This window comes from Pseudomonas sp. Z1-12 (genome assembly GCF_051132015.1).
Lineage (GTDB): Bacteria > Pseudomonadota > Gammaproteobacteria > Pseudomonadales > Pseudomonadaceae > Aquipseudomonas > Aquipseudomonas zanjanensis.
In genome coordinates, this window is sequence record NZ_CP071647.1 from 4,806,071 (window position 1) to 4,823,709 (window position 17,639).

22 protein-coding genes and 1 tRNA gene are annotated in these 17,639 nt (G+C 57.9%); 9 read left to right on the forward strand and 14 right to left on the reverse strand.

Annotated elements, in window-relative coordinates:
* The first annotated feature begins 14 nt into the window (after nt 1–14).
* Complete coding sequence (locus J3P85_RS20630; RefSeq protein WP_434703258.1) at nt 15–695, forward strand: HD domain-containing protein; 681 nt, start codon at nt 15–17, stop codon at nt 693–695.
* A gap of 29 nt (nt 696–724) precedes the next feature.
* On the opposite strand, the gene J3P85_RS20635 is transcribed toward J3P85_RS20630, so the two are convergent.
* Nucleotides 725–1,270 (reverse strand): NADAR family protein, encoded by a 546-nt coding sequence (locus tag J3P85_RS20635; protein ID WP_434703260.1) that lies wholly within the window; start codon nt 1,268–1,270, stop codon nt 725–727.
* A 145-nt stretch (nt 1,271–1,415) separates the two neighbouring features.
* Complete coding sequence (locus tag J3P85_RS20640; RefSeq protein ID WP_434703262.1) at nt 1,416–2,039, reverse strand: SMI1/KNR4 family protein; 624 nt, start codon at nt 2,037–2,039, stop codon at nt 1,416–1,418.
* 73 nt (nt 2,040–2,112) lie between these two features.
* Between J3P85_RS20640 and J3P85_RS20645 the strand changes: the two genes are divergently transcribed.
* Nucleotides 2,113–2,568, forward strand: a complete 456-nt coding sequence (locus J3P85_RS20645) for a GNAT family N-acetyltransferase (RefSeq protein ID WP_434703264.1) — start codon at nt 2,113–2,115, stop codon at nt 2,566–2,568.
* Between the two features lie 33 nt (nt 2,569–2,601).
* On the opposite strand, the gene J3P85_RS20650 is transcribed toward J3P85_RS20645, so the two are convergent.
* Complete coding sequence (locus J3P85_RS20650) at nt 2,602–3,417, reverse strand: suppressor of fused domain protein (RefSeq protein WP_434703265.1); 816 nt, start codon at nt 3,415–3,417, stop codon at nt 2,602–2,604.
* A 75-nt stretch (nt 3,418–3,492) separates the two neighbouring features.
* Here J3P85_RS20650 and J3P85_RS20655 point away from each other — a divergent pair, with 75 nt between their 5' ends.
* On the forward strand, nt 3,493–4,059 hold the full coding sequence (locus J3P85_RS20655) for a nucleotidyltransferase family protein (protein WP_434703266.1): 567 nt from the start codon (nt 3,493–3,495) through the stop codon (nt 4,057–4,059).
* Nucleotides 4,060–4,065: 6 nt separating this feature from the next.
* On the opposite strand, the gene J3P85_RS20660 is transcribed toward J3P85_RS20655, so the two are convergent.
* The 3 genes from J3P85_RS20660 to J3P85_RS20670 form a co-directional block, all read right to left on the reverse strand.
* Nucleotides 4,066–4,512, reverse strand: a complete 447-nt coding sequence (locus tag J3P85_RS20660; RefSeq protein ID WP_207964854.1) for an NUDIX hydrolase — start codon at nt 4,510–4,512, stop codon at nt 4,066–4,068.
* A gap of 75 nt (nt 4,513–4,587) precedes the next feature.
* Complete coding sequence (gene dapF, locus J3P85_RS20665; protein ID WP_434703267.1) at nt 4,588–5,391, reverse strand: diaminopimelate epimerase; 804 nt, start codon at nt 5,389–5,391, stop codon at nt 4,588–4,590.
* A 112-nt stretch (nt 5,392–5,503) separates the two neighbouring features.
* The gene (locus J3P85_RS20670; protein ID WP_434706410.1) at nt 5,504–6,313 is read right to left on the reverse strand and encodes a helix-turn-helix domain-containing protein; all 810 of its coding nucleotides are present in this window, start codon (nt 6,311–6,313) and stop codon (nt 5,504–5,506) included.
* A gap of 116 nt (nt 6,314–6,429) precedes the next feature.
* On the opposite strand from J3P85_RS20670, the gene J3P85_RS20675 reads away from it, so the two are divergent.
* A complete protein-coding gene (locus J3P85_RS20675; RefSeq protein WP_434703268.1) occupies nt 6,430–6,759 on the forward strand; it encodes a DUF2834 domain-containing protein in 330 nt (109 codons plus the stop codon).
* Between the two features lie 40 nt (nt 6,760–6,799).
* Here the strand turns inward: J3P85_RS20675 and J3P85_RS20680 are convergent, their stop codons facing one another.
* The gene (locus tag J3P85_RS20680; protein ID WP_434703269.1) at nt 6,800–7,960 is read right to left on the reverse strand and encodes a PDZ domain-containing protein; all 1,161 of its coding nucleotides are present in this window, start codon (nt 7,958–7,960) and stop codon (nt 6,800–6,802) included.
* A 202-nt stretch (nt 7,961–8,162) separates the two neighbouring features.
* Between J3P85_RS20680 and J3P85_RS20685 the strand changes: the two genes are divergently transcribed.
* The gene (locus tag J3P85_RS20685; protein ID WP_434703270.1) at nt 8,163–9,278 is read left to right on the forward strand and encodes a S1C family serine protease; all 1,116 of its coding nucleotides are present in this window, start codon (nt 8,163–8,165) and stop codon (nt 9,276–9,278) included.
* A 34-nt stretch (nt 9,279–9,312) separates the two neighbouring features.
* On the opposite strand, the gene J3P85_RS20690 is transcribed toward J3P85_RS20685, so the two are convergent.
* Both J3P85_RS20690 and J3P85_RS20695 read right to left on the reverse strand, forming a co-directional pair.
* A complete protein-coding gene (locus tag J3P85_RS20690; RefSeq protein WP_434703271.1) occupies nt 9,313–9,873 on the reverse strand; it encodes a GNAT family N-acetyltransferase in 561 nt (186 codons plus the stop codon).
* A 49-nt stretch (nt 9,874–9,922) separates the two neighbouring features.
* Nucleotides 9,923–10,501 carry a hypothetical protein gene (locus J3P85_RS20695; protein WP_434703272.1) on the reverse strand — a complete coding sequence of 193 codons (579 nt, stop codon included), beginning with the start codon at nt 10,499–10,501 and terminating at the stop codon, nt 9,923–9,925.
* 127 nt (nt 10,502–10,628) lie between these two features.
* On the opposite strand from J3P85_RS20695, the gene J3P85_RS20700 reads away from it, so the two are divergent.
* Nucleotides 10,629–11,594, forward strand: a complete 966-nt coding sequence (locus J3P85_RS20700; RefSeq protein ID WP_434703274.1) for a DMT family transporter — start codon at nt 10,629–10,631, stop codon at nt 11,592–11,594.
* Nucleotides 11,595–11,610: 16 nt separating this feature from the next.
* On the opposite strand, the gene J3P85_RS20705 is transcribed toward J3P85_RS20700, so the two are convergent.
* From J3P85_RS20705 to J3P85_RS20720, 4 genes are all read right to left on the reverse strand, one after another.
* A complete protein-coding gene (locus J3P85_RS20705; RefSeq protein WP_434703275.1) occupies nt 11,611–12,252 on the reverse strand; it encodes a helix-turn-helix domain-containing protein in 642 nt (213 codons plus the stop codon).
* A complete protein-coding gene (locus J3P85_RS20710; protein WP_434703277.1) occupies nt 12,249–12,581 on the reverse strand; it encodes a type II toxin-antitoxin system HigB family toxin in 333 nt (110 codons plus the stop codon). Before J3P85_RS20710 ends, J3P85_RS20705 begins: the two co-directional genes overlap by 4 nt.
* A 111-nt stretch (nt 12,582–12,692) precedes the next feature.
* Complete coding sequence (locus J3P85_RS20715; protein ID WP_434706411.1) at nt 12,693–13,175, reverse strand: nuclear transport factor 2 family protein; 483 nt, start codon at nt 13,173–13,175, stop codon at nt 12,693–12,695.
* Nucleotides 13,176–13,508: 333 nt separating this feature from the next.
* A tRNA-Ser gene (locus J3P85_RS20720) sits at nt 13,509–13,598 on the reverse strand.
* Between the two features lie 307 nt (nt 13,599–13,905).
* Here J3P85_RS20720 and J3P85_RS20725 point away from each other — a divergent pair.
* From J3P85_RS20725 to J3P85_RS20735, 3 genes are all read left to right on the forward strand, one after another.
* Nucleotides 13,906–14,595: a crotonase/enoyl-CoA hydratase family protein gene (locus J3P85_RS20725; protein WP_053180884.1), complete on the forward strand. Its 690-nt coding sequence runs from the start codon at nt 13,906–13,908 to the stop codon at nt 14,593–14,595.
* A 355-nt stretch (nt 14,596–14,950) separates the two neighbouring features.
* On the forward strand, nt 14,951–15,673 hold the full coding sequence (locus tag J3P85_RS20730) for a 1-acylglycerol-3-phosphate O-acyltransferase (protein WP_434703279.1): 723 nt from the start codon (nt 14,951–14,953) through the stop codon (nt 15,671–15,673).
* A 135-nt stretch (nt 15,674–15,808) separates the two neighbouring features.
* Nucleotides 15,809–16,780, forward strand: coding sequence for a magnesium and cobalt transport protein CorA (locus J3P85_RS20735; RefSeq protein WP_186707231.1), 972 nt, complete (start codon nt 15,809–15,811; stop codon nt 16,778–16,780).
* A 76-nt stretch (nt 16,781–16,856) separates the two neighbouring features.
* Here J3P85_RS20735 and J3P85_RS20740 read toward each other — a convergent pair whose 3' ends face one another.
* Entirely contained in the window at nt 16,857–17,591 is a 735-nt protein-coding gene (locus J3P85_RS20740) for an amidotransferase (RefSeq protein WP_434703281.1), read from the reverse strand.
* Nucleotides 17,592–17,639 lie beyond the last annotated feature (48 nt).

Consider the following 17,639-nt stretch of genomic DNA (forward strand, 5'->3'; position numbering starts at 1 on the left):
GGGGAGAAGAAACGATGACGAGTCCACCAGACGGGAACGGTCTATTCCTGGCCAGTACACACGACAATGTGGCTGATGGAATCGGTTTCGCCGCCTGGGCTCGCGTCTGGGAGGCGCTTGGCGTCAGAGACGCGTCACGAGAAACGTACGAAGAACTCATTCGACACTACGGCGAGCCGCACCGCGCCTATCACAATCTCCAGCATCTGAAGGAATGCCTTCAGGTGCGCCGATACGTCAACGCGGCCTGCCAGGCTCCCGCAGAAGTCGACCTCGCGTTATGGTTCCATGACGCGATCTACGATCCCCTTCGCAGCGACAACGAGTTGCGCAGTGCGCAATGGTTGGACGACGTGGCACGCGATAGTGGCCTGGACGATGAAACGCGACGCAGGCTTTACGACCTGGTGATGGTGACGCGACACGACGGTGCCCCGGCAACGGCAGACGAAGCGGTCTTGGTGGACACGGATCTGGCGATCCTTGGAGCATCGTTCGAGCGGTTCGAGGAATACGACCAACAAATTCGCCGCGAGTACTCGTTTGTGCCTCTGCCTGTGTACCGCCAAAAACGGCGGCAGGTCCTTGAAGGCTTCCAGGCTCGCGGGCGGATCTATACGACCGCAGCGTACTTCGACGCGTTCGAGCAGCAGGCAAGGGCAAATCTTGCACGCGCCATCGGTCGCCTCGACTGAGGACTGGACTCAAGCGGCGAAGGGATAACTTACTCCCCGTCCCGTACCTGCATCAGCGCAAATCCCAGCAGATTCAAGCCTTTCCACAGATTCGGATTGCTCGCATCCGCGTTGTCTTGTGCGAGCCCTATACCCCAGATGTTATCAACCGGGCTGGCTTCGACAATAACGCTAGAACCGGTTTGTAGAAGGTATTCGTTCAACAGTGGATTCTGAGAGAACTTGGCCTGGTTCGCTCGAACGACGATGTCGTATCGGTGCTGCAACCAAACTTTGTCATTGAATCCGCGCACGTTGCGGCCAAGTGCCTTGGCGCCATTAGGCGTCGGGGCTTGGAGCACCTGCGCACGGATTTCCTGATCGTCGAACAAGGCCGCTTTCTCGGCCATCATGAAATGTTCGGCTGTCGGGTAGTGTTGCCCCTCGACAACGAACCCGGCCTCGAACCATTGGCTGAAGCACGACGCCGTGACGGCAGTTTTGCTGCGCTGGTGCCCCCAGAAAAACGTAAAGCTCAGATGTTCTCCAGCGTTGAAACGGGCGCACAGTTCTTTCAGATGTTCAGAGTCGTTCAATGAAATATCCTCGCTAATTAAAGATCGAAGTTACAGCTCGTCGCGCGCCTAATGGCGGAAGGTTGTCCTTGCCAGTACCGTTTGTGAACGCGACTACGACCCGATGAACAGCATCCAGGACAAGCTTCATCCACTCAATCAGCCTTCAAATCAACCGATCCACAACCCTCGCATTCCACTGCTCCCGGTATCTTTCCCGCCACCCCGGACTGCCCTTATCCAACCACTCCAACGTCGCTTCAACACTCTCAGGGCTGATCATGAAGTGATTGATATGCTCGTCGATCCGCTCTTCCGATAAATGCAGCGAATCCAGATAACCATTGAAAGAATCCGCCAACACCACGTACTCATCGCCCTGCTGACGGCGCCCAGTCCAGGCCGGTAAACCCGCCACCATCGCCGCCACGTCCTGGCGCCCTTCCCGCACATCCAGCAGCAAAATACTCGCGCCGCCGTCGCGACCTATCGGCAACAATCCCGTCTCGGGGAAGCCGGGCTGGGCCCGCAGTTGCTCCAGTTCAAAGGGGTTGGATTCATACTCTTTGTCCGGGTCCAGCCCGTACAGTGAAAAACTAAGCAGTTCCTCATCGCCATTGGCCAGCGTGGCCAACACATCGTATTCCACGTAGGCACCGTTGCAGGTCTTGAGGAACTGGCGATAGTCGTCCGGCAGGCGGGCACCCAGGCTGGCTTCCAATTGTGCGATGGCATGGTCGGTAGCACCTTCACGGGTGTCTTCGAGAATGAGTCCGCGATAATCAGTCATTGCGCCTTCCGTTTTGGTCAGTGAGGCCGAATCCTTCTATGCTCAAGCGACTATGCGCAAGGAGTAAACCTTAATGGACTACCTGATTCGAAACGCTATGGATACCGATGCCCCAGCCATCAGTCAAACGATCATCAATGCCTTGCGCCAGTCCAACGCCCAAGACTACTCACCCGAAATTATCGATCAAGTGGCGCAAAATTTTTCCCCGCCGGCAATTCTTCAATTGTTGGCTCAACGCCAGATACTCGTAGCAACAGTCGACAATCATATCGTTGCAACGGCGAGTCTCGATCAGGACGTGGTCCGAAGCGTGTTTGTCGACCCGAGCTATCAAGGGAAGGGTCTCGGGAGACACCTGATGGCGAGGATTCAATCGATCGCCATCAACGCCGGTCTGAATCAGCTACGGGTCCCCTCTTCAATCACGGCAGAAGGCTTTTATGCTTCGCTTGGCTTTAAAAAAGTCCGGGATGAGTTCCACAAAACAGAGCGCACGATCATCATGACGAAAACCTTGGACCTGTAGCACTACAGCGTCCAAGAAGGTATCCCTGCGCCATCACACCACGCTCGCCCGATGCAGACTGCTCAAATGCCCAACCCCCGCCGCCTGCAAACGACTCACCAAATCCTCCCGAGCCGCTCGCCCACCCGAACGCACGTACTCCAGTTCCGCCGCGGTGATCAATACCACCGGCACCAATCTGACCGGGGACAACGGCATGTCATCCAGTTGGGTCGGGAAATCCGGCGCCGGGGCACCGAGCAGGACGCCGGTGGAGTCGTCATCGGTCACGAAGTGTTTGGGCAATTGGTCGCTCATGTGGTGCGATTGGCTGAGCCCGGGAAGTTCAAGGGACAGCGCCCCATACTGGTCGAGTTGGTGGGTGATGCCGCCCGCATCGGCCACCGTCTTGGCGACGTGTTCCACCAATTCGAATGCCCAACTACCCTTGAAAGGATCGACCTCGCCCACGGGGCCATGGGCGTGTTCGGGGATGTCCGCGGTTTCGACGAACAACTCCATTTCGAAACCGTTGCCCATGCCTTCCGTATCATCGAATGGATCGGACAGGCCTTCGGTGGCGAGGATGATCGTGTCGCCACGACGAACCACGCGATAGGCCTGGCGAGTCGAAGGCCAGTACGGGCCGCCGGAAAAGGTCGGGCTGATCAAGTAGGCAAGGACATCCCGCTCGACCGTGCCGACAGCGCTCCAATGACGATCCAGGCACACTGCGCCGGCTTCCCGGACGGCCAGATTGGCGGCTTCAGCCTCAGTCAGGTCGACAAGCTCAGGGGATTGCGGCGCGGGCTGGTCGTGTTGGGTTTCAGGGGCTGTTGATGAACCGAAGAGCTTCTTGAAGAAATTCATGGGCGTTCCTATTCGAAAACTGCAGTTGATGTATCGTTCAGTTACTGCGCCTGGACCGATTTCCAAAGGATGAACATGACATTGACGGTCGAAAGTTTGGTCAGCATAGCAATGACCAATCCAATCAATGCACAAATCACTTCGCGCTTGCCTGCACTCGGTTTAAACCAATGCATGCTCACGGCTGGCTGCCTGTTCCAAGCCGTCTGGAATCATCAATCGCAGCAGCCGCCTTCTTGGGGCGTTAAGGATTACGACGTTTTTTACTTTGACCCGGACCTGTCTTGGGAAGCCGAGAACGAAGTGATCAACGCCGCCCAGCGACTCTTCCAGGACCTCGACGTCAACATCGAGGTCAAGAATCAGGCTCGCGTCCACCTTTGGTACGGTCAGCGGTTTGGCAAGCCTTATCCTCAGCTTCAGTCGGCCAAGGATGGCATTGATCGTTACTTGATTGCGGGCACGTGCATTGGGCTGGATGTTGAAACCGGTGAGGTCTATGCGCCCTTTGGCCTGGACGATATCGAGCAAGGCTTTCTGCGTATCAATCCAAATAATCCGCAGCCGGATTTATTCGATGAGAAGGCGAAGAGTTATCAGGCTCGCTGGCCGTGGCTCAGGATTGTGGATGCCTTTCGCTGATTCGGCTTATTCCAGCAGCGAAGCCGACTTGAGCAAATCGTAAAGTCCTTCAGGCACCAGCGGTGACAGAGCCGTGAAACTGTCACTGGAGCACCACGTGGCCTTGAACGATGCACCGTCGCTTTCAAAGCCTTCCAGCCAGGGTTGTTTGTAGAGATCGGCGTCGTCAAACCTTGCATCGTAGACTTGGACGATCTCGTGCCCAGGCTTGCCGGCGTAGGTGAAAATGCTTTCCAAGGTGCCAATCAGTCGAAGGTCGCTGATCGAGGCACCCAGCTCCTCTTGCACTTCTCGGACGATGGCCTCATGGCTTCTTTCGCCGAACTCAATACCACCGCCAACGGGACGAAAAAACATCTGTTTTTTATTGGCATCGTAAAACTGGTTGACCAGTATTTTTCCGTGATGGTGAAAGATACAAAGAGCGAGGGGCCGAATGCGTTGCTCCGACATGAGTAAAACTTCCTTTTGATTTAATGATGCACAACGTCCTGCAGATATCAGTATCAGGGTTTAAACACCACCCACTCAACCTTGACTCATCGTCCCCGAAAAAGTCACCTCCACCGGCCCGATAAGAACGACCGCACCCACGCCATCCCACTGAACCGTCACGCTTCCGCCATCACATTCAACCTCGACGGTGCTGTCCAACAAACCACGACGAATGCCGTTAACAACCGCACCACACGAACAGGACCCCGACCCCTGCGCAATACCCGCCCCACGTTCCCAGATCCGTAGCCGTATATGGTTGCGATCAATGATCTGGACGAAATGAACATTGGTCTTGAGCGGAAACAGCGCGTTGGTTTCGATGGCCGGTCCGATCGTCGCGATATCAATACTGGCCAGATCATCGACAAAATAAGTGCAGTGCGGATTACCCATGCTGCACGCGGCGGGACTGCCGGCAAGTGGTAAAGCAACAGTGTCCAGTTCTTGCGCTAAAGGAATGTCCGACCAGCCGAAAAGCGGCACGCCCATGGCGACGGAAATGTCGCCGGTTAGAGTACGCTCGCAAGTCAGCAGACCACGGTTGGTGCGCAGCGCCAGCGAAGTAGCATTTGCTTCGCGCATCAGCAGATCCGCCGCTCCTCGCGTCGCGCTGCCGCAAACATCCAGCGGGGAGCCATCCGCGTTCCAGAACATCACCCGCGCATCGGCATCGTCGCAATCGAGCAACACCGCGAGTTGGTTGAAGCCAACGCCCCGGTTCCTATCGCCCATACGCCGGGCCATGGCACTTGTCACTGGGCTGGCTGCATTGCGCGAGTCGACAATAACGAAGTCATCGCCATTGGCATGCATCTTATGGAAGCTCAGTGGCATGCAAACGCTCTGCTGGAGATGGAATGACCGTAATAAAAATTGCAGGTTGCCCGAACGTTCCGGACATACACCATGATTCGATTCAGTGACGGTTGCATGTATTCATCCTTGATCAGTGTGAGTGTTGCTTCTTCTTATATGCCGTCGTCATGACCTCCCAGGTTCCAGTGTCGGCAGGAATCAGATGCTCGATACGCAATGAGCTCATCGTGATGTCGAGCGGCATACCGAAGGTGGTGAACGTCGACATGAACTTAAGCTCACCCTGGGAAGAGTCGACTCGCGTCAGCAGCAGCGGTGGCAGTTCGTTAGCCAGCGCAGCGCTGTGTGGGGCCGGCAGGCTCTTCAGGATCTCAGCCAGCGCCGGATGACTCAAGGCTTCCCTGGATGCGCGTTGCCAAGCCACTAATCTTATTTCCTCGGCGTTACTCAGATGATCACCCAAGCCACCAGGCCGCAGCAGTGTCACCAACAGGTTAAGCCCCTCTGCCGCCTCTCTGGCAAGACCCACCAGATCGAACAAGACTCCTGCGCTGGCATTGGCGGCAAGGATGTCCCATTGAGCATCCAAGACAATTGCTGGGGCGGGGTTATTGGCGTGAAGGATATGATCAATAGCAGCACGCACCACCTCCATTGTCGATGATGTGAGCGGCGTCGTTTCGTAGCGAGGGGCGTAGCCGCTGGCGAGGAAGATGTCATTGCATCGTTCCAAAGGCACATCCAGGGCAGTCAATAAGTTGTGCAGGGTGCCGGGACTTGGCTTCGCGCGTCCCGTCTCGATGCAACTAAGGTGACGCTGAGATAGCCCTGTTATCAGCGCGCAGTCCAACTGACTCAGCCCGGCCTGTTGGCGCAAGTGACGCAGTTGGGCACCGGCCGAGGTTGGCGGCGTTGTTCGAGAGAAAGGTCGACTGGTCATCCGTTGACTCTGGCATTGCGGGTGAACGGCGTCGATGACCTCAAAGGTCATTGAAACCATGAAGGTCTAATCACTAGTCTACCTCCCTGATCAACGAACTTGTCCAGGGAGGCAACTTGAAGAAACCTTACATCGCACTGGTGACATTGCTGCTTTTTTCCGTGTACACGGCGAGTACTTTGTTTCTCGCCGAGCAATCGCTCCTGGCGTTCGGCCTCGGGCTCATGTCGCGCCCAGACACCGCGCAGGTTGTCATCGACCTTTATCTGCTCGCTTGCATGGCGTGCGTCTGGATGTACCGGGACGCACGTTCGAAAGGCCGGTCGCTCACATCGCTGCTGCCTTACTTCCTGATCACGGCCATCTTCGTATCAGTCGGTCCGCTGTTGTACATCGTCGTCAACGGATTTGGACACCCATCGTCGCTGACAGGTACTCATGATTAGCCAGTTCCTCAAGTCATGCACCGCAACGGACAATCACAACTCACGGCCAATCAACCAGCACCGCTTTCGAATCCCCCTGGCGCATCTGGGCCAGTTCAGCATCCGCCTTGGCTTGCGTCGCGTGGCAGAACTCGAAGGCGTTCTGGGTCTTGCCGGTCGGCCCCTTGGCTTCGGCCATGCACACCACGGCGCCCGGTGTGCAAACGGCGCTGTTGAGTTTGAAATCACCCCAAACGCCGGGCTGTTCCTGCTTCACCTTGGCGATGTAGCTTTTGAGCGAGGGTTGCATGTCGCTCGCGGCACCGGCGATCAATTTGACCGGGCTGACCGCAGCGCCGTACGTATGTTGGGTGGACAGTACGGCGGTGCAATACATGGCGGAAGCCGGGACCATACCCGTGGCACCGTTGGCCATCACCGTAGGCGTCATCGCGACTTGCGTCCCACCAGCCCCCACCAGAACCGGAACGATGCTAAACGCGTTGTTTCGCCAGACCTTCAGGTTCACCCGCGAGCCGATTGGCGCTTTGGCAACGGCCACCCTGAAATCGATTGAATCGGCGATAAGCCCGTTATCCACGGCCACGATCACGTCTTGAGGCAAGATCCCTGCCTGTTGCGCACCGCTGCCCGGAACAGTCCCCTGCACCACAACCCCGGCGGGAGGCGCTGACAGCGCCATCGCCCGCTTCGGATCGATGGTCTCGATGCTGGCGCCGATCCTGCCGCGAGGTAAATTGGCCGGCTGGCAGCCTTTTTCAAGCCAGACCTGGCTGGCCGCTTCTTTTCGAGCCGTGGCGACCTGCTTCAGGATGGGCTCAGCGCTCGCCTGGTACATCGGCACCTCGCTGAGGGACATTTCGATGTATTCGCAAGATTTGGAGCGATACCGGTCAGGCGTTTCCCGGGCCACCAACTGCTGCAGGTCAATGGGTGGCAAGCCTTGGGGGGCGGCAACGGTGGAGGTTGCGGGGGAGACGCTGGCAGAGTCCGCACTGGCGACCGATGAGACCACGTAGGCACCGGCCGCAAGGCCTGCTGCACTGGTCATCATGCTGGTGTCGACGCCTCCCATGGGCAGCAGCATCGCACCGACTACCGCCGCCTCACCGAGACCGCCATCAGAGGCACAGCCAGCCAAGGCAGTGAGCGAAAGTGCAACGGCAAGCCTGGTGCTTGATTGGAAGGCAGATGCAGACATTTCGCTACTCAGTGATTGATTCGAGTGGATCGTGCCGCATCATGGCAAAGTGCCTTTCAGTTGTATATCGAATGCACATTTGCCCGGATGCCACCCGTCTCAATCACCACGGCAGCGAAGTGCCTGGTTGAGGTTGGACAGGATGATGGCCAAATAGTACCTTGCCTGGACCGACCTAAACGCCACGACCTCAGAGAAGCCCATGTCGACAAAATGCCTTGCCGCAATACTGGTGCTCTCCCCTCTCCTGGCGTCTTGCGTCAACCCGATGTACAGCTCCGCCGAGCGAGCCGAAACGGCGGAATACCTGCGCAAGGTCAAGGATCCGGCGACCTACTACGCCATGGATTGTGAAACGTTCCTGGCGACCAAACAGGGCTGGGAAAAGCATCCGAGCATGGCGGGCGATCCCGTTAACCTGGTGATCCAACAAGTCGCCAGACAACGCGACTGTTCAGCCGGTAGCGCTCCAGCACCAGTTGCCGCTGCGGTGTCACCGACGCCCGCGATGCCAGTGGCAGCGCCCGTACCCGTGTCTAATCAGACGGGCGCCTTGGGCCTGCACATCACCGCGGTTACACCGACGGTGGCTCTGCAATTCGGTTTACCCGCTGTCAGCGGCGTTTTGGTCTTGGGGCCAGTGCCAGGAAGTGGCGCTGAAAAAGCCGGCATGTTGGCCGGCGATATCGTTTTGCAAATTGCCGGGACCCCGGTCAACAGCCCGGCCGAGCTGACCGCTGTCGCCAGTCGTATTCGACCTGGTTTTACGGCGCCGCTGAAGATCTGGCGCTACCGGGCCCCCATCGACGCGCTGGTGGAAATGGGCGACTCATCGGGCTTGGCACCCTCGGTAGCGCTTGCACCTGCGGCAGCCGCCGCGCCGACGCGCCCCCTGGCCGCTCCCGTGACATCGCCAGCAAGCAATAGCGCGCCCCATACTTCGTTCTGTTTTGCCCTGTTCGAGGCCAGGCAAGTCCAGGGTTTGAGCAACTATCCATCAAGGGGCCTCATCACCGCCGTCTGGCAAGGCCCGGCACTGAGCGGCACACCCGCTCGGCTCGCCATGCCGGAGTTCCAGGCATTCACTCGGTCCCAAGGCTACGACGTGAAAATGCAACCGATGTTTTGCCAGCCAATCGGTACCAGCGAACAGTGCCAGGCACTGGGGTCGGAGAGTTTCATGCTGACCGAGCGCAGCTTCACCGCGATGGTCAATTGCACCGAAACCTTGCAGGGCGTAGAAGCGACACGCGGTCTACTGCTCAAACAGTGGCCTTATCTGCAGACCACCGCGTGGCGTCCGTTGGCGAGTCAGTAACTGTCTCGATGGGTGGCTCTGGCCGGCGCGGGAATCAGGTGTTCGATGAAGCTTTCGCTTTCAGCCACGCCTCACGCGTCATTTCCCAGACTTCTTTAAGCAACGGCCCACAGACAAATTCCCCCTGCTGCGTCCCGATCATGCGCATGCCTTCGCGCTCCGACATCCTGCGCGAAGCCAGGTTGCCCACGGCCTTGGGTACTTGCATGACGGGGCGTTCCAGGGTTTCGAACCAATAGGCATTGATCGCCTGGCATGCCTCGCGCATATAGCCTTTCCACTGCCACTGCGGCGCCAGCCAGAAACCGCGGTTGTTGCCTGGCTGATCGTAGAGGCTGATGCTGCCGATACGCTGTGTCACGTCTTCAGCGATACGGATCATCCAGTGCCACTCGTGCCCGGCGGCGACAGCGGGGAGCGCATGGTCGCGCACGTAGGTCAGCGCGCCGTCATCCGGGTACGGCCAGGGCACGCGGCTGTCCAGGTAATGGACCACTTCCCAGTGTGGAAATAATCGCTGAATCGCCGGTGCATCCGCCAGTTCGAGGGGCGTGAGGATGAGGCGGCGGGTTTGGAAGGTGGGGATGGGGTCCATGATGAAGATTCCTTTTCAAACGTTATGGCGTCCTTGAAAAGTTTTCACGCTACAAGTTATCCGTGATCCTGCACAGCTTGCTGTCCTCCAAGGATAAAGGGGGAAGCTCGGTCGTTTTCACGGATAGTTGCTTGAGGGTGACCGTGCACTTGAAGCGCCCCGCGGCCTCCAGTTGGTAATCCGCCCCTGCTTTAGGGACAAAGCGGAACATGTTGTAGCATTGAGCACCGATGTAATGAAAAGCGATGGGCTGCCCGGCAGGCACCAGCAGCTCAGTCATTACCGTGGAAGATGAATGTTTGTCGTCGTCTGGCATGCCCAGTCGTTCGCCGTTGCGATTGGCGTAGCCATCCCGGAACGCCACCATGACGCCCGCGCCCGGCAGGCGGAAGTCCACACAATCGGACTTGGGTACGGCCCTGACCATGCCATCGCTGATCACCCGCAAGCGTGCGGTCTCGCCACCGTCTGGCGTTGAATAAGGGGTGGAGAAAGAGCGGACATCCGACAGCGCTCCGCAGCCGGTGAGCAGCGTCAATAAAGTGAAGTTCAAGGCAGGTCGCAGGATGCGGTAGGTAGTGCCCGGGCAAACATCAGTCTGGGAGATGGGGAGTGGCGATTGGCTCACGATGATGCTCCATGCGGGTCAGATATCCAGGGCCAACGACGGTCAAGAGGAACGCGATGTCAGCGCGAGATTTTATAGAGGGTTCAGGGATTGGCTGCAATAGCCGACGTACCGGGGCGCACGCCTGATGATCCAGGCCCACTCAAACCTCATCACCGGATTGGCCCTCGCGGTGGTCGCGACGCTGAGCTGGGCGTTGAACTTCATTGCGCCCTACGTCACCGGCGCCTACACGATCTATGACTTGATGATCGTACGGTTCCTAATCGCCGGTGCCCTGGGCCTGGCTGTCGTGCTGCTCTATCGGGCCGAGCTTCGGCGGCTGCGTCGCAATCAGGTGCTGCTGGCCGCAGGCCTGGGCGTGATTGGCTATCTCGGCTATAGCGCCTGCATCGCCGCCGGCATCATCTTCGGCGGGCCGGTGCTGACACCGGCCTTCATTGGCATGGTGCCGGTCTTGCTGGCATTGCTGGGCAACGCCACGACCAAAATCCTCCAGTGGCGCAAACTGACGATCCCACTGATGTTCTTGACGGTTGGGCTTCTGCTGTCGAATCTCGGCGCTGTCCATCAACCCGTTGCAAGCGACGGTTCCTGGCTGATGGGCTTGTTGTTTTCAATCGGTGCCGTGGTCTTGTGGCTCGCATTCAGCTGGGTGAACCAGCGCGCCCTGCTGACACTGCCACCCCAGGCGTCCGGCGCCTGGACTGGCCTGATGATGAGTGGCGCCGGCATCGGCACTGTGTGTTTGTTACCGGCAGTACAAGCACTCGACCTGCTCAAACTGCCGAGCCTGGGTTTTGCTGTTTCCGTCGCGGGGCCTTTATATCTCTGGGGGTTCGTGATTGCGCTGATGTCATCCGTTGTCGGGGCCTGGGCCTGGAACGCCGCGTCCCGGCGTTTGCCCATGGTGCTTTCCGGGCAACTGATCGCCTTGGAGTCGCTGTTCGCAACGCTACTGGGCTTGTGGTTTCATCATCGGATGCCGACACTTCTGGAGATGTCAGGTCTTGCGGCTGTGCTGGTTGGGGTGGTCATGGGGGTGCGGATCATCCTCAACTCGCGTGGATCGACAACCAACGCTGCCCCTTGATCAGCAGATGATTGCCCTACCCCTTGCCCCGCCCTTTGGCTGTCTTTCTGCGGCCCTTCGAAGTCACCACTTTGTATTCACCGGCACCGGCCTCTTCCACTGAATATGCGGTCAGGGAGTCCTCGTGCAAAACATAATGGGTGGAAGTTTTACTGACAGGAAGAGGGACAGTTTCGATATGAGCGGCCACCTTTGCAGGGGCCGCGGGCAAGAAAGCGCTCGGCTCCAGCGCAAACCGCTCTGCCAGCGCGTACGCCATCTTGTGGCTGATAGGCCGATCTCCATTGAGCACCTTGGACACCGCCGTTTTATCACCGATTTCAGGGAGGTCTGAACCGGTGAGCCCGAGCGTCTCCATCAAGTCCTTGATCAACTGCACAGGCGTGCAGCTCGCCTCAAAGGCGGCATTCGATTCGCGAAATTGGTGGGAGTCGCGCTGATAGGCCAGGATTTCGTCCTCGAGCTCAACGAGAATCCTCTCCTCGGTCCTGCTCAGCTCTCGCCCGTCGGTAAGCGCATCGAGCAGGGCCGTCGCACGCGCATAGTCGGCAGGGGTCTTGATGCCATGCACAAACTCACCGCGCAGGCGATCCAGTACGGCGTGTAGCTCGCCAAGCGTCGCGATCACGGTTTGAAAGTCGTTCCGGGCTGCGCTCATCGTCTTACCCCTTTGTTTCTTGCATACCAGCTGTTGGCAACGTCGTAATCGGCATGCGTGTAGATGTGTTTGACGTAGAACTTCTGCCGGGCATAGTTGACGCCGCCTATCACCCTGAGATTATTGCCGCCTACGTCTATCATCACCCAGTTCATCGCCGCTCTGGGCTTGAACAAGTCGACACCGTGCGTACCGAATAGCTTTTGCAGGTCGGCGAACGCCTTGGGGCGCGCCATCCTCAGAATGCGCAGGCATCGATCAAGCCCGGCCTTGTCGTTGGGGTACAAAATCGCAGCGTCGTCAAAACGTGATGGCGTGAGTATATCCATGGGCTTCCTTGTCTTTGAGCCGATGGTACTCTGGTTGTGTTTTTTCACAACTCCATTTTATTGGCGATGGCGGGACTCATGCTGTGGCGAGCCGGCGATTTGGCCGAACCACTATTGTGCAGGTTTTACGCGCCGGATAAGGTCGTCCAGCACGTAGGTGTCCAGAAAGGCTGTGACTTCAATGATCTGACCATTCTTGAAGGTCATGTGCCACAGGTAGGTGTTGTTGTAGGGCTTGTGATCAAGCGCCGTGGCTGTGCCGTCCCACATCACAATCACGACATCATCCTGAGCAACGATGCTCTGCACCGTGGGGACAATCGGTGTTGCCAGCCGAGCGGTAATCGAGCGCACGACGTGGGCCAGCTCAGCCTTGTTGTTATAGACACCGGAAACTGGGCTCGTCCCGGCCACGGTCCATTTCGCATTGGGCGCCAGCAGATCGAATACCGTGCCTTTGCCTTGTTGCCAGTTAGTGAACGCCTGGCGGACCAGAGTCGCATTCGCGTGTTGGGTGTTTTCCGACGCCCAGACGTCGCTGGTTAAAAACATTAAAGACAGTGCAAGAGCCTGGACGCGCCAAGCCAAATTCATCCATAGGGTCATGATGTTCTCTCAGAGCAATGCAGTTGATAAGACGCTCTTCCAAGAGAACCTTAACGGCGTGTGCTCAGAAACCTTTGCCCGATACTGCTGTGAGGTTGCTCGATGCTGTTCAGTGGCGAGGCCACTGTGGGAGCGAGCTTGCTCGCGATAGCGGTGGATCAGTCACATGGATGTATGGCCGTCATCGCGAGCAAGCTCGCTCCCACAGGGGGCCGGTGCTTATTCCTGGATACTCCACGTGCCTTGTGTATTTTTCAGACGGCAGAAACCACAAAACCCCTGGCTTTCTTGGAAAACCAGGGGTTTTGTATATATCGAATTTGGCGGTGAAGGAGAGATTCGAACTCTCGATACAGTTTCCTGTATACACACTTTCCAGGCGTGCTCCTTAAGCCACTCGGACACTTCACCGTATCTCGCTAAACTGTTCAGTCTGTCGAGGCGCGCTAATGTAGTCGAAAGCTTTTCCGATGGCAAAGGTTTTTTTCAGAATTTTCATGCGGTTAAGCTTCGTCGGGCATTCAAACGCGCCTGGGCAGGGCAAACCGGCCAATCTTCGGGGTTGCGTGGGTACTGCCCTATAGATGAAGGCGTGGCGGGATGGGCGGGCCAGGCTGTTTGTCGAGCTTGGGGCTGACCGGTGAGTCAGTCACGGCGCTTTACCTGGCCTGCGGCGGTGGGTAACGTCTGCGACACTTCTCTTACAAGGAATAGCGTCATGAGCGACTTGATTGCCTACCATCTCGAAGACGGTATCGCGACCCTGACCTTGAACAACGGCAAGGTCAATGCCATCTCGCCGGATGTGATTGCCGCGTTCAACGCAGCGCTGGACCAGGCGACGGCGGATCGGGCGGTGGTGATCATTACCGGGCAGCCGGGGATTTTGTCGGGTGGTTACGACTTGAAAGTGATGACTGCCGGTCCCAAGGAAGCGGTGAGCCTGGTCACGGCCGGCTCGACACTGGCCCGTCGCCTGCTGTCGCACCCCTTCCCTGTCGTTGTCGCTTGCCCTGGGCATGCGGTAGCCAAGGGTGCGTTCCTGCTGCTGTCGGCCGATTACCGCATTGGTGTTGAAGGCCCGTTCAGCATTGGCCTGAACGAAGTGCAGATTGGCATGACCATGCACCATGCCGGTATCGAACTGGCCCGCGATCGCCTGCGTAAGTCGGCCTTTCATCGCTCGGTGATCAATGCCGAGATGTTCAATCCCCAGGGCGCCGTGGATGCCGGTTTCCTCGACAAGGTGGTGTCGGCCGAAGAACTGCAGGGCGCAGCCCTGGAAGCAGCGCGTCAACTGAAAAAAATCAACATGTCGGCCCACAAGAACACCAAGCTGAAAGTTCGCAAGGCGCTGCTGGAAACGCTGGACAGTGCGATTCTGCTGGATCAGGAGCATATGGGCTGACGCTCACAAATCACCCAAACATCGTTGTGGCGAGGGAGCTTGCTCCCGCTCGGCTGCGCAGCAGTCGTAAAAAACTGCCAGCCGTTTTTCCTGATGCACCGTGTGGAATGGTTTGGGGCTGCTGCGCAGCCCAGCGGGAGCAAGCTCCCTCGCCACGGATTAAGCCCTCCCCTAGCGCTGGGCTTTTTCCTACATGGGCCGTTTAAAAACCCGCAACCGCTCTAGGACGCTTCTGGCGCACTATTTAGAAACATGCGCTTAAACATCGTCCATTTCCTACCTCTATAGGGGCAATTGCTGAAAACAGTGCACGTCCGTACACTGCGCCACCTTTTGTCCCGATGGGGCCCTGTAGATGCTGTTTGTATTGCGTATGTTGTTGATGGGCCTGCACTTTGTCCTCGCGGGTGTGCTTGGGGTGATTCTGGGCCTGTGCCGGCCGTTCAATCCGGACAACAGTCGTTTATGCGCCAGGCTCTACGCGTTGCCGGCCATGTGCATTTTGCGCCTGCGGGTCCGGACGCAGGTCGACACGCTGGTGAATAAGCCCAACGGCTGCGTGATCGTCGCCAATCATCAATCCAATTATGACCTGTTCATGTTCGGCAACGTGGTGCCGCGCCGTACCGTGTGCATTGGTAAGAAGAGCCTGAAGTGGGTGCCGCTGTTCGGGCAGTTGTTCTGGCTGGCGGGCAATGTGTTGATCGACCGCGGCAACGCGATCAAGGCGCGACAATCGATGCTGACCACCACTCATACGTTGCAGCATGAGGACACCTCGATCTGGGTCTTCCCGGAAGGCACGCGCAACCTGGGCGAGGACCTGCTGCCCTTCAAGAAAGGCGCATTCCAGATGGCAATCGCCGCTGGGGTCCCGATTATTCCGGTGTGCGTCAGCAGCTACATCAAGCACATGCGCCTCAATCGCTGGCGCAGCGGTGAAATTCTCATACGCTCGTTGCCGGCGATTCCTACGGCCGGATTGAGCATGGATGACATGCCCCGGCTCATTGCCGAATGCCGCGAGCAGATGCGCGAATGCATCGCGACCATGGACCGGCAGTTGCAAGCCGCGTGAATGGAAAACCCGCCCTACGGCGGGTTTTCTTTTACCGCCGAACTCCGCAGATTTCACTGACTCTCAAGCAACAGGGCGCGTTAAGCTGAGCGCTGCCTGCCACTGCCATTTTCCAATAAGAAGTGAACCACCATTATGGGTAGAGTCGTTGCCGCTGCGGTTTACAGCGCCGGTAAGAAAGTCACCAATATCACCCTCGACGAAGGCAGCGCCTGGGCTGCCAAACCGGGTCACTTTGTATGGATCGGTCTCGAAGAGCCCAGCACGCTGGAGCTGACCAACCTGCAGCGTCAATTCAACCTGCACGAACTGGCGATCGAAGACGCCATGGAGAAACACAGCCGCCCCAAGCTGGAGACCTTTGGCGATGCGCTGTTCATCGTCACGTATTCGCCGATACGCAAGGACGGCAAGCTGGAGTTCATCGAGACCCATATCTTTGCCGGCAAGGGCTACGTCATCACCGCTCGCAACGGCCATTCAGCGTCCTACGCCCACGTCCGACAGCGTTGTGAGGCACGTCCCCTCTTGCTGAAGCATGGGGAAGATTTCGTCCTCTACGCCATCCTTGATTTTGTGATTGAAAACTACCAGCCGGTGGGTGAGGCCATTCACGCCGAAATCGATGAGCTGGAACGTAACGTGTTGTGCAGCTCCCTGAACGAGCGGGATATCCAGAACCTGCACAGCTTGCGCCGCGACGTGTTGCGCCTGCGTCGCTATGCAGCACCCATGGTGGAAATCAGCGAAGAGCTGCAGCGACTCGACTTCCCCTTCATCGACAAGAACATGGGTCCGTACTTTCGCGACGTGCAGATTCATGTGACGCGGCAAATGGAAGACCTGGCGACCCTGGCCGACATCGCCAGCCAGACTATCGAAGTCGGCGTGCTGCTCGAAGCGTCGCGCCAGAGCGTGGTGCAACGCAAGTTCGCCGCTTGGGCGGCAATCCTGGCGTTTCCCACAGCCGTGGCCGGGATCTATGGGATGAACTTCGAAAATATGCCGGAGTTGGCCTGGCACTATGGGTATTTTCTGGTGCTTGGATTCATCGGAGTGGGGTGCACCGCTTTGTGGGCGAGTTTCAAGCGGTCGGGGTGGTTGTAGGCAAACATCATTCAGTGGGATTTGTGTGGCGCCCATCGCGAGCAAGCTCGCTCCCACATTAGACCGGGTGTGACCTTTAGGCTTGGCTGGTTTCAACCTGCGGCTTGTGCGCCACAAAACGCATCATCCACTCCGCCACTGTGGTGCCGTGGTGCTCATGGGCCAGGCTTGCCACGCCCTGGCTGTAGATCTGCTCGCCGAGGTGTTGCTGGCGAATCTCCAGCAAGGCCCGGGAGTAATCGTGGATAAACTCCGGGTGGCCCTGGAAGCACAGCACCTGGTCGTTGATGTGGTAGGCGGCGAACGGGCAGAAATCGCTGGAGGCGATGACGGTCGCGCTTTCGGGCAGTTCGGTGACCTGGTCCTGGTGGCTGATCAGCAAGGTCAGTTCTTCCATCACCGGGCTCATCCACGGCGCCTTGGCGGCGAGTTTGTAGCGATGGGTGCCAACGCCCCAGCCTTGGGTGGCGCGCTCGGTCTTGCCGCCCAGCAACAACGCCAACAGTTGATGACCGAAGCACACACCAAGCAATTTGTCGCCGCGCTGGTAGCGCTCCAGCAGGTAGGTCTTGAGGGTTTGAATCCAAGGGTCGGTGCCAAAGGAGTCCGCCTTGCTACCGGTCACCAGGTAAGCGTCGAACGCCTCGTCATCGCCGGGGTAATGCCCGTCCATCACGTTGTACACGATGAATTCGGCGGCGATGGGTTGCTGTGAAAAAAGGCGCTGGAACATCTGCCCGTAACCCTGATATTGGTCGACCAGTTCCGGACGCAGGATATCGGTTTCCAGAATGCAGATGCGTAGCGACATAAAAAATACCTGACACGTGATGGGAATATTGCACACCCAGAGCCTGCC

Excerpts from the sequence above, each read along its gene's own strand:
- J3P85_RS20630 (WP_434703258.1), top strand. The coding sequence starts at position 15 with ATGACGAGTCCACCAGACGGGAACGGTCTATTCCTGGCCAGTACACAC.
- J3P85_RS20640 (WP_434703262.1), bottom strand. The coding sequence starts at position 2,039 with ATGACTGATTATCGCGGACTCATTCTCGAAGACACCCGTGAAGGTGCT.
- J3P85_RS20645 (WP_434703264.1), top strand. The coding sequence starts at position 2,113 with ATGGACTACCTGATTCGAAACGCTATGGATACCGATGCCCCAGCCATC.
- J3P85_RS20650 (WP_434703265.1), bottom strand. The coding sequence starts at position 3,417 with ATGAATTTCTTCAAGAAGCTCTTCGGTTCATCAACAGCCCCTGAAACC.
- J3P85_RS20655 (WP_434703266.1), top strand. The coding sequence starts at position 3,493 with ATGACATTGACGGTCGAAAGTTTGGTCAGCATAGCAATGACCAATCCA.
- J3P85_RS20660 (WP_207964854.1), bottom strand. The coding sequence starts at position 4,512 with ATGTCGGAGCAACGCATTCGGCCCCTCGCTCTTTGTATCTTTCACCAT.
- dapF (WP_434703267.1), bottom strand. The coding sequence starts at position 5,391 with ATGCCACTGAGCTTCCATAAGATGCATGCCAATGGCGATGACTTCGTT.
- J3P85_RS20670 (WP_434706410.1), bottom strand. The coding sequence starts at position 6,313 with ATGACCAGTCGACCTTTCTCTCGAACAACGCCGCCAACCTCGGCCGGT.
- J3P85_RS20680 (WP_434703269.1), bottom strand. The coding sequence starts at position 7,960 with ATGTCTGCATCTGCCTTCCAATCAAGCACCAGGCTTGCCGTTGCACTT.
- J3P85_RS20685 (WP_434703270.1), top strand. The coding sequence starts at position 8,163 with ATGTCGACAAAATGCCTTGCCGCAATACTGGTGCTCTCCCCTCTCCTG.
- J3P85_RS20690 (WP_434703271.1), bottom strand. The coding sequence starts at position 9,873 with ATGGACCCCATCCCCACCTTCCAAACCCGCCGCCTCATCCTCACGCCC.
- J3P85_RS20700 (WP_434703274.1), top strand. The coding sequence starts at position 10,629 with ATGATCCAGGCCCACTCAAACCTCATCACCGGATTGGCCCTCGCGGTG.
- J3P85_RS20705 (WP_434703275.1), bottom strand. The coding sequence starts at position 12,252 with ATGAGCGCAGCCCGGAACGACTTTCAAACCGTGATCGCGACGCTTGGC.
- J3P85_RS20710 (WP_434703277.1), bottom strand. The coding sequence starts at position 12,581 with ATGGATATACTCACGCCATCACGTTTTGACGACGCTGCGATTTTGTAC.
- J3P85_RS20715 (WP_434706411.1), bottom strand. The coding sequence starts at position 13,175 with ATGAATTTGGCTTGGCGCGTCCAGGCTCTTGCACTGTCTTTAATGTTT.
- J3P85_RS20725 (WP_053180884.1), top strand. The coding sequence starts at position 13,906 with ATGAGCGACTTGATTGCCTACCATCTCGAAGACGGTATCGCGACCCTG.
- J3P85_RS20730 (WP_434703279.1), top strand. The coding sequence starts at position 14,951 with ATGCTGTTTGTATTGCGTATGTTGTTGATGGGCCTGCACTTTGTCCTC.
- J3P85_RS20735 (WP_186707231.1), top strand. The coding sequence starts at position 15,809 with ATGGGTAGAGTCGTTGCCGCTGCGGTTTACAGCGCCGGTAAGAAAGTC.
- J3P85_RS20740 (WP_434703281.1), bottom strand. The coding sequence starts at position 17,591 with ATGTCGCTACGCATCTGCATTCTGGAAACCGATATCCTGCGTCCGGAA.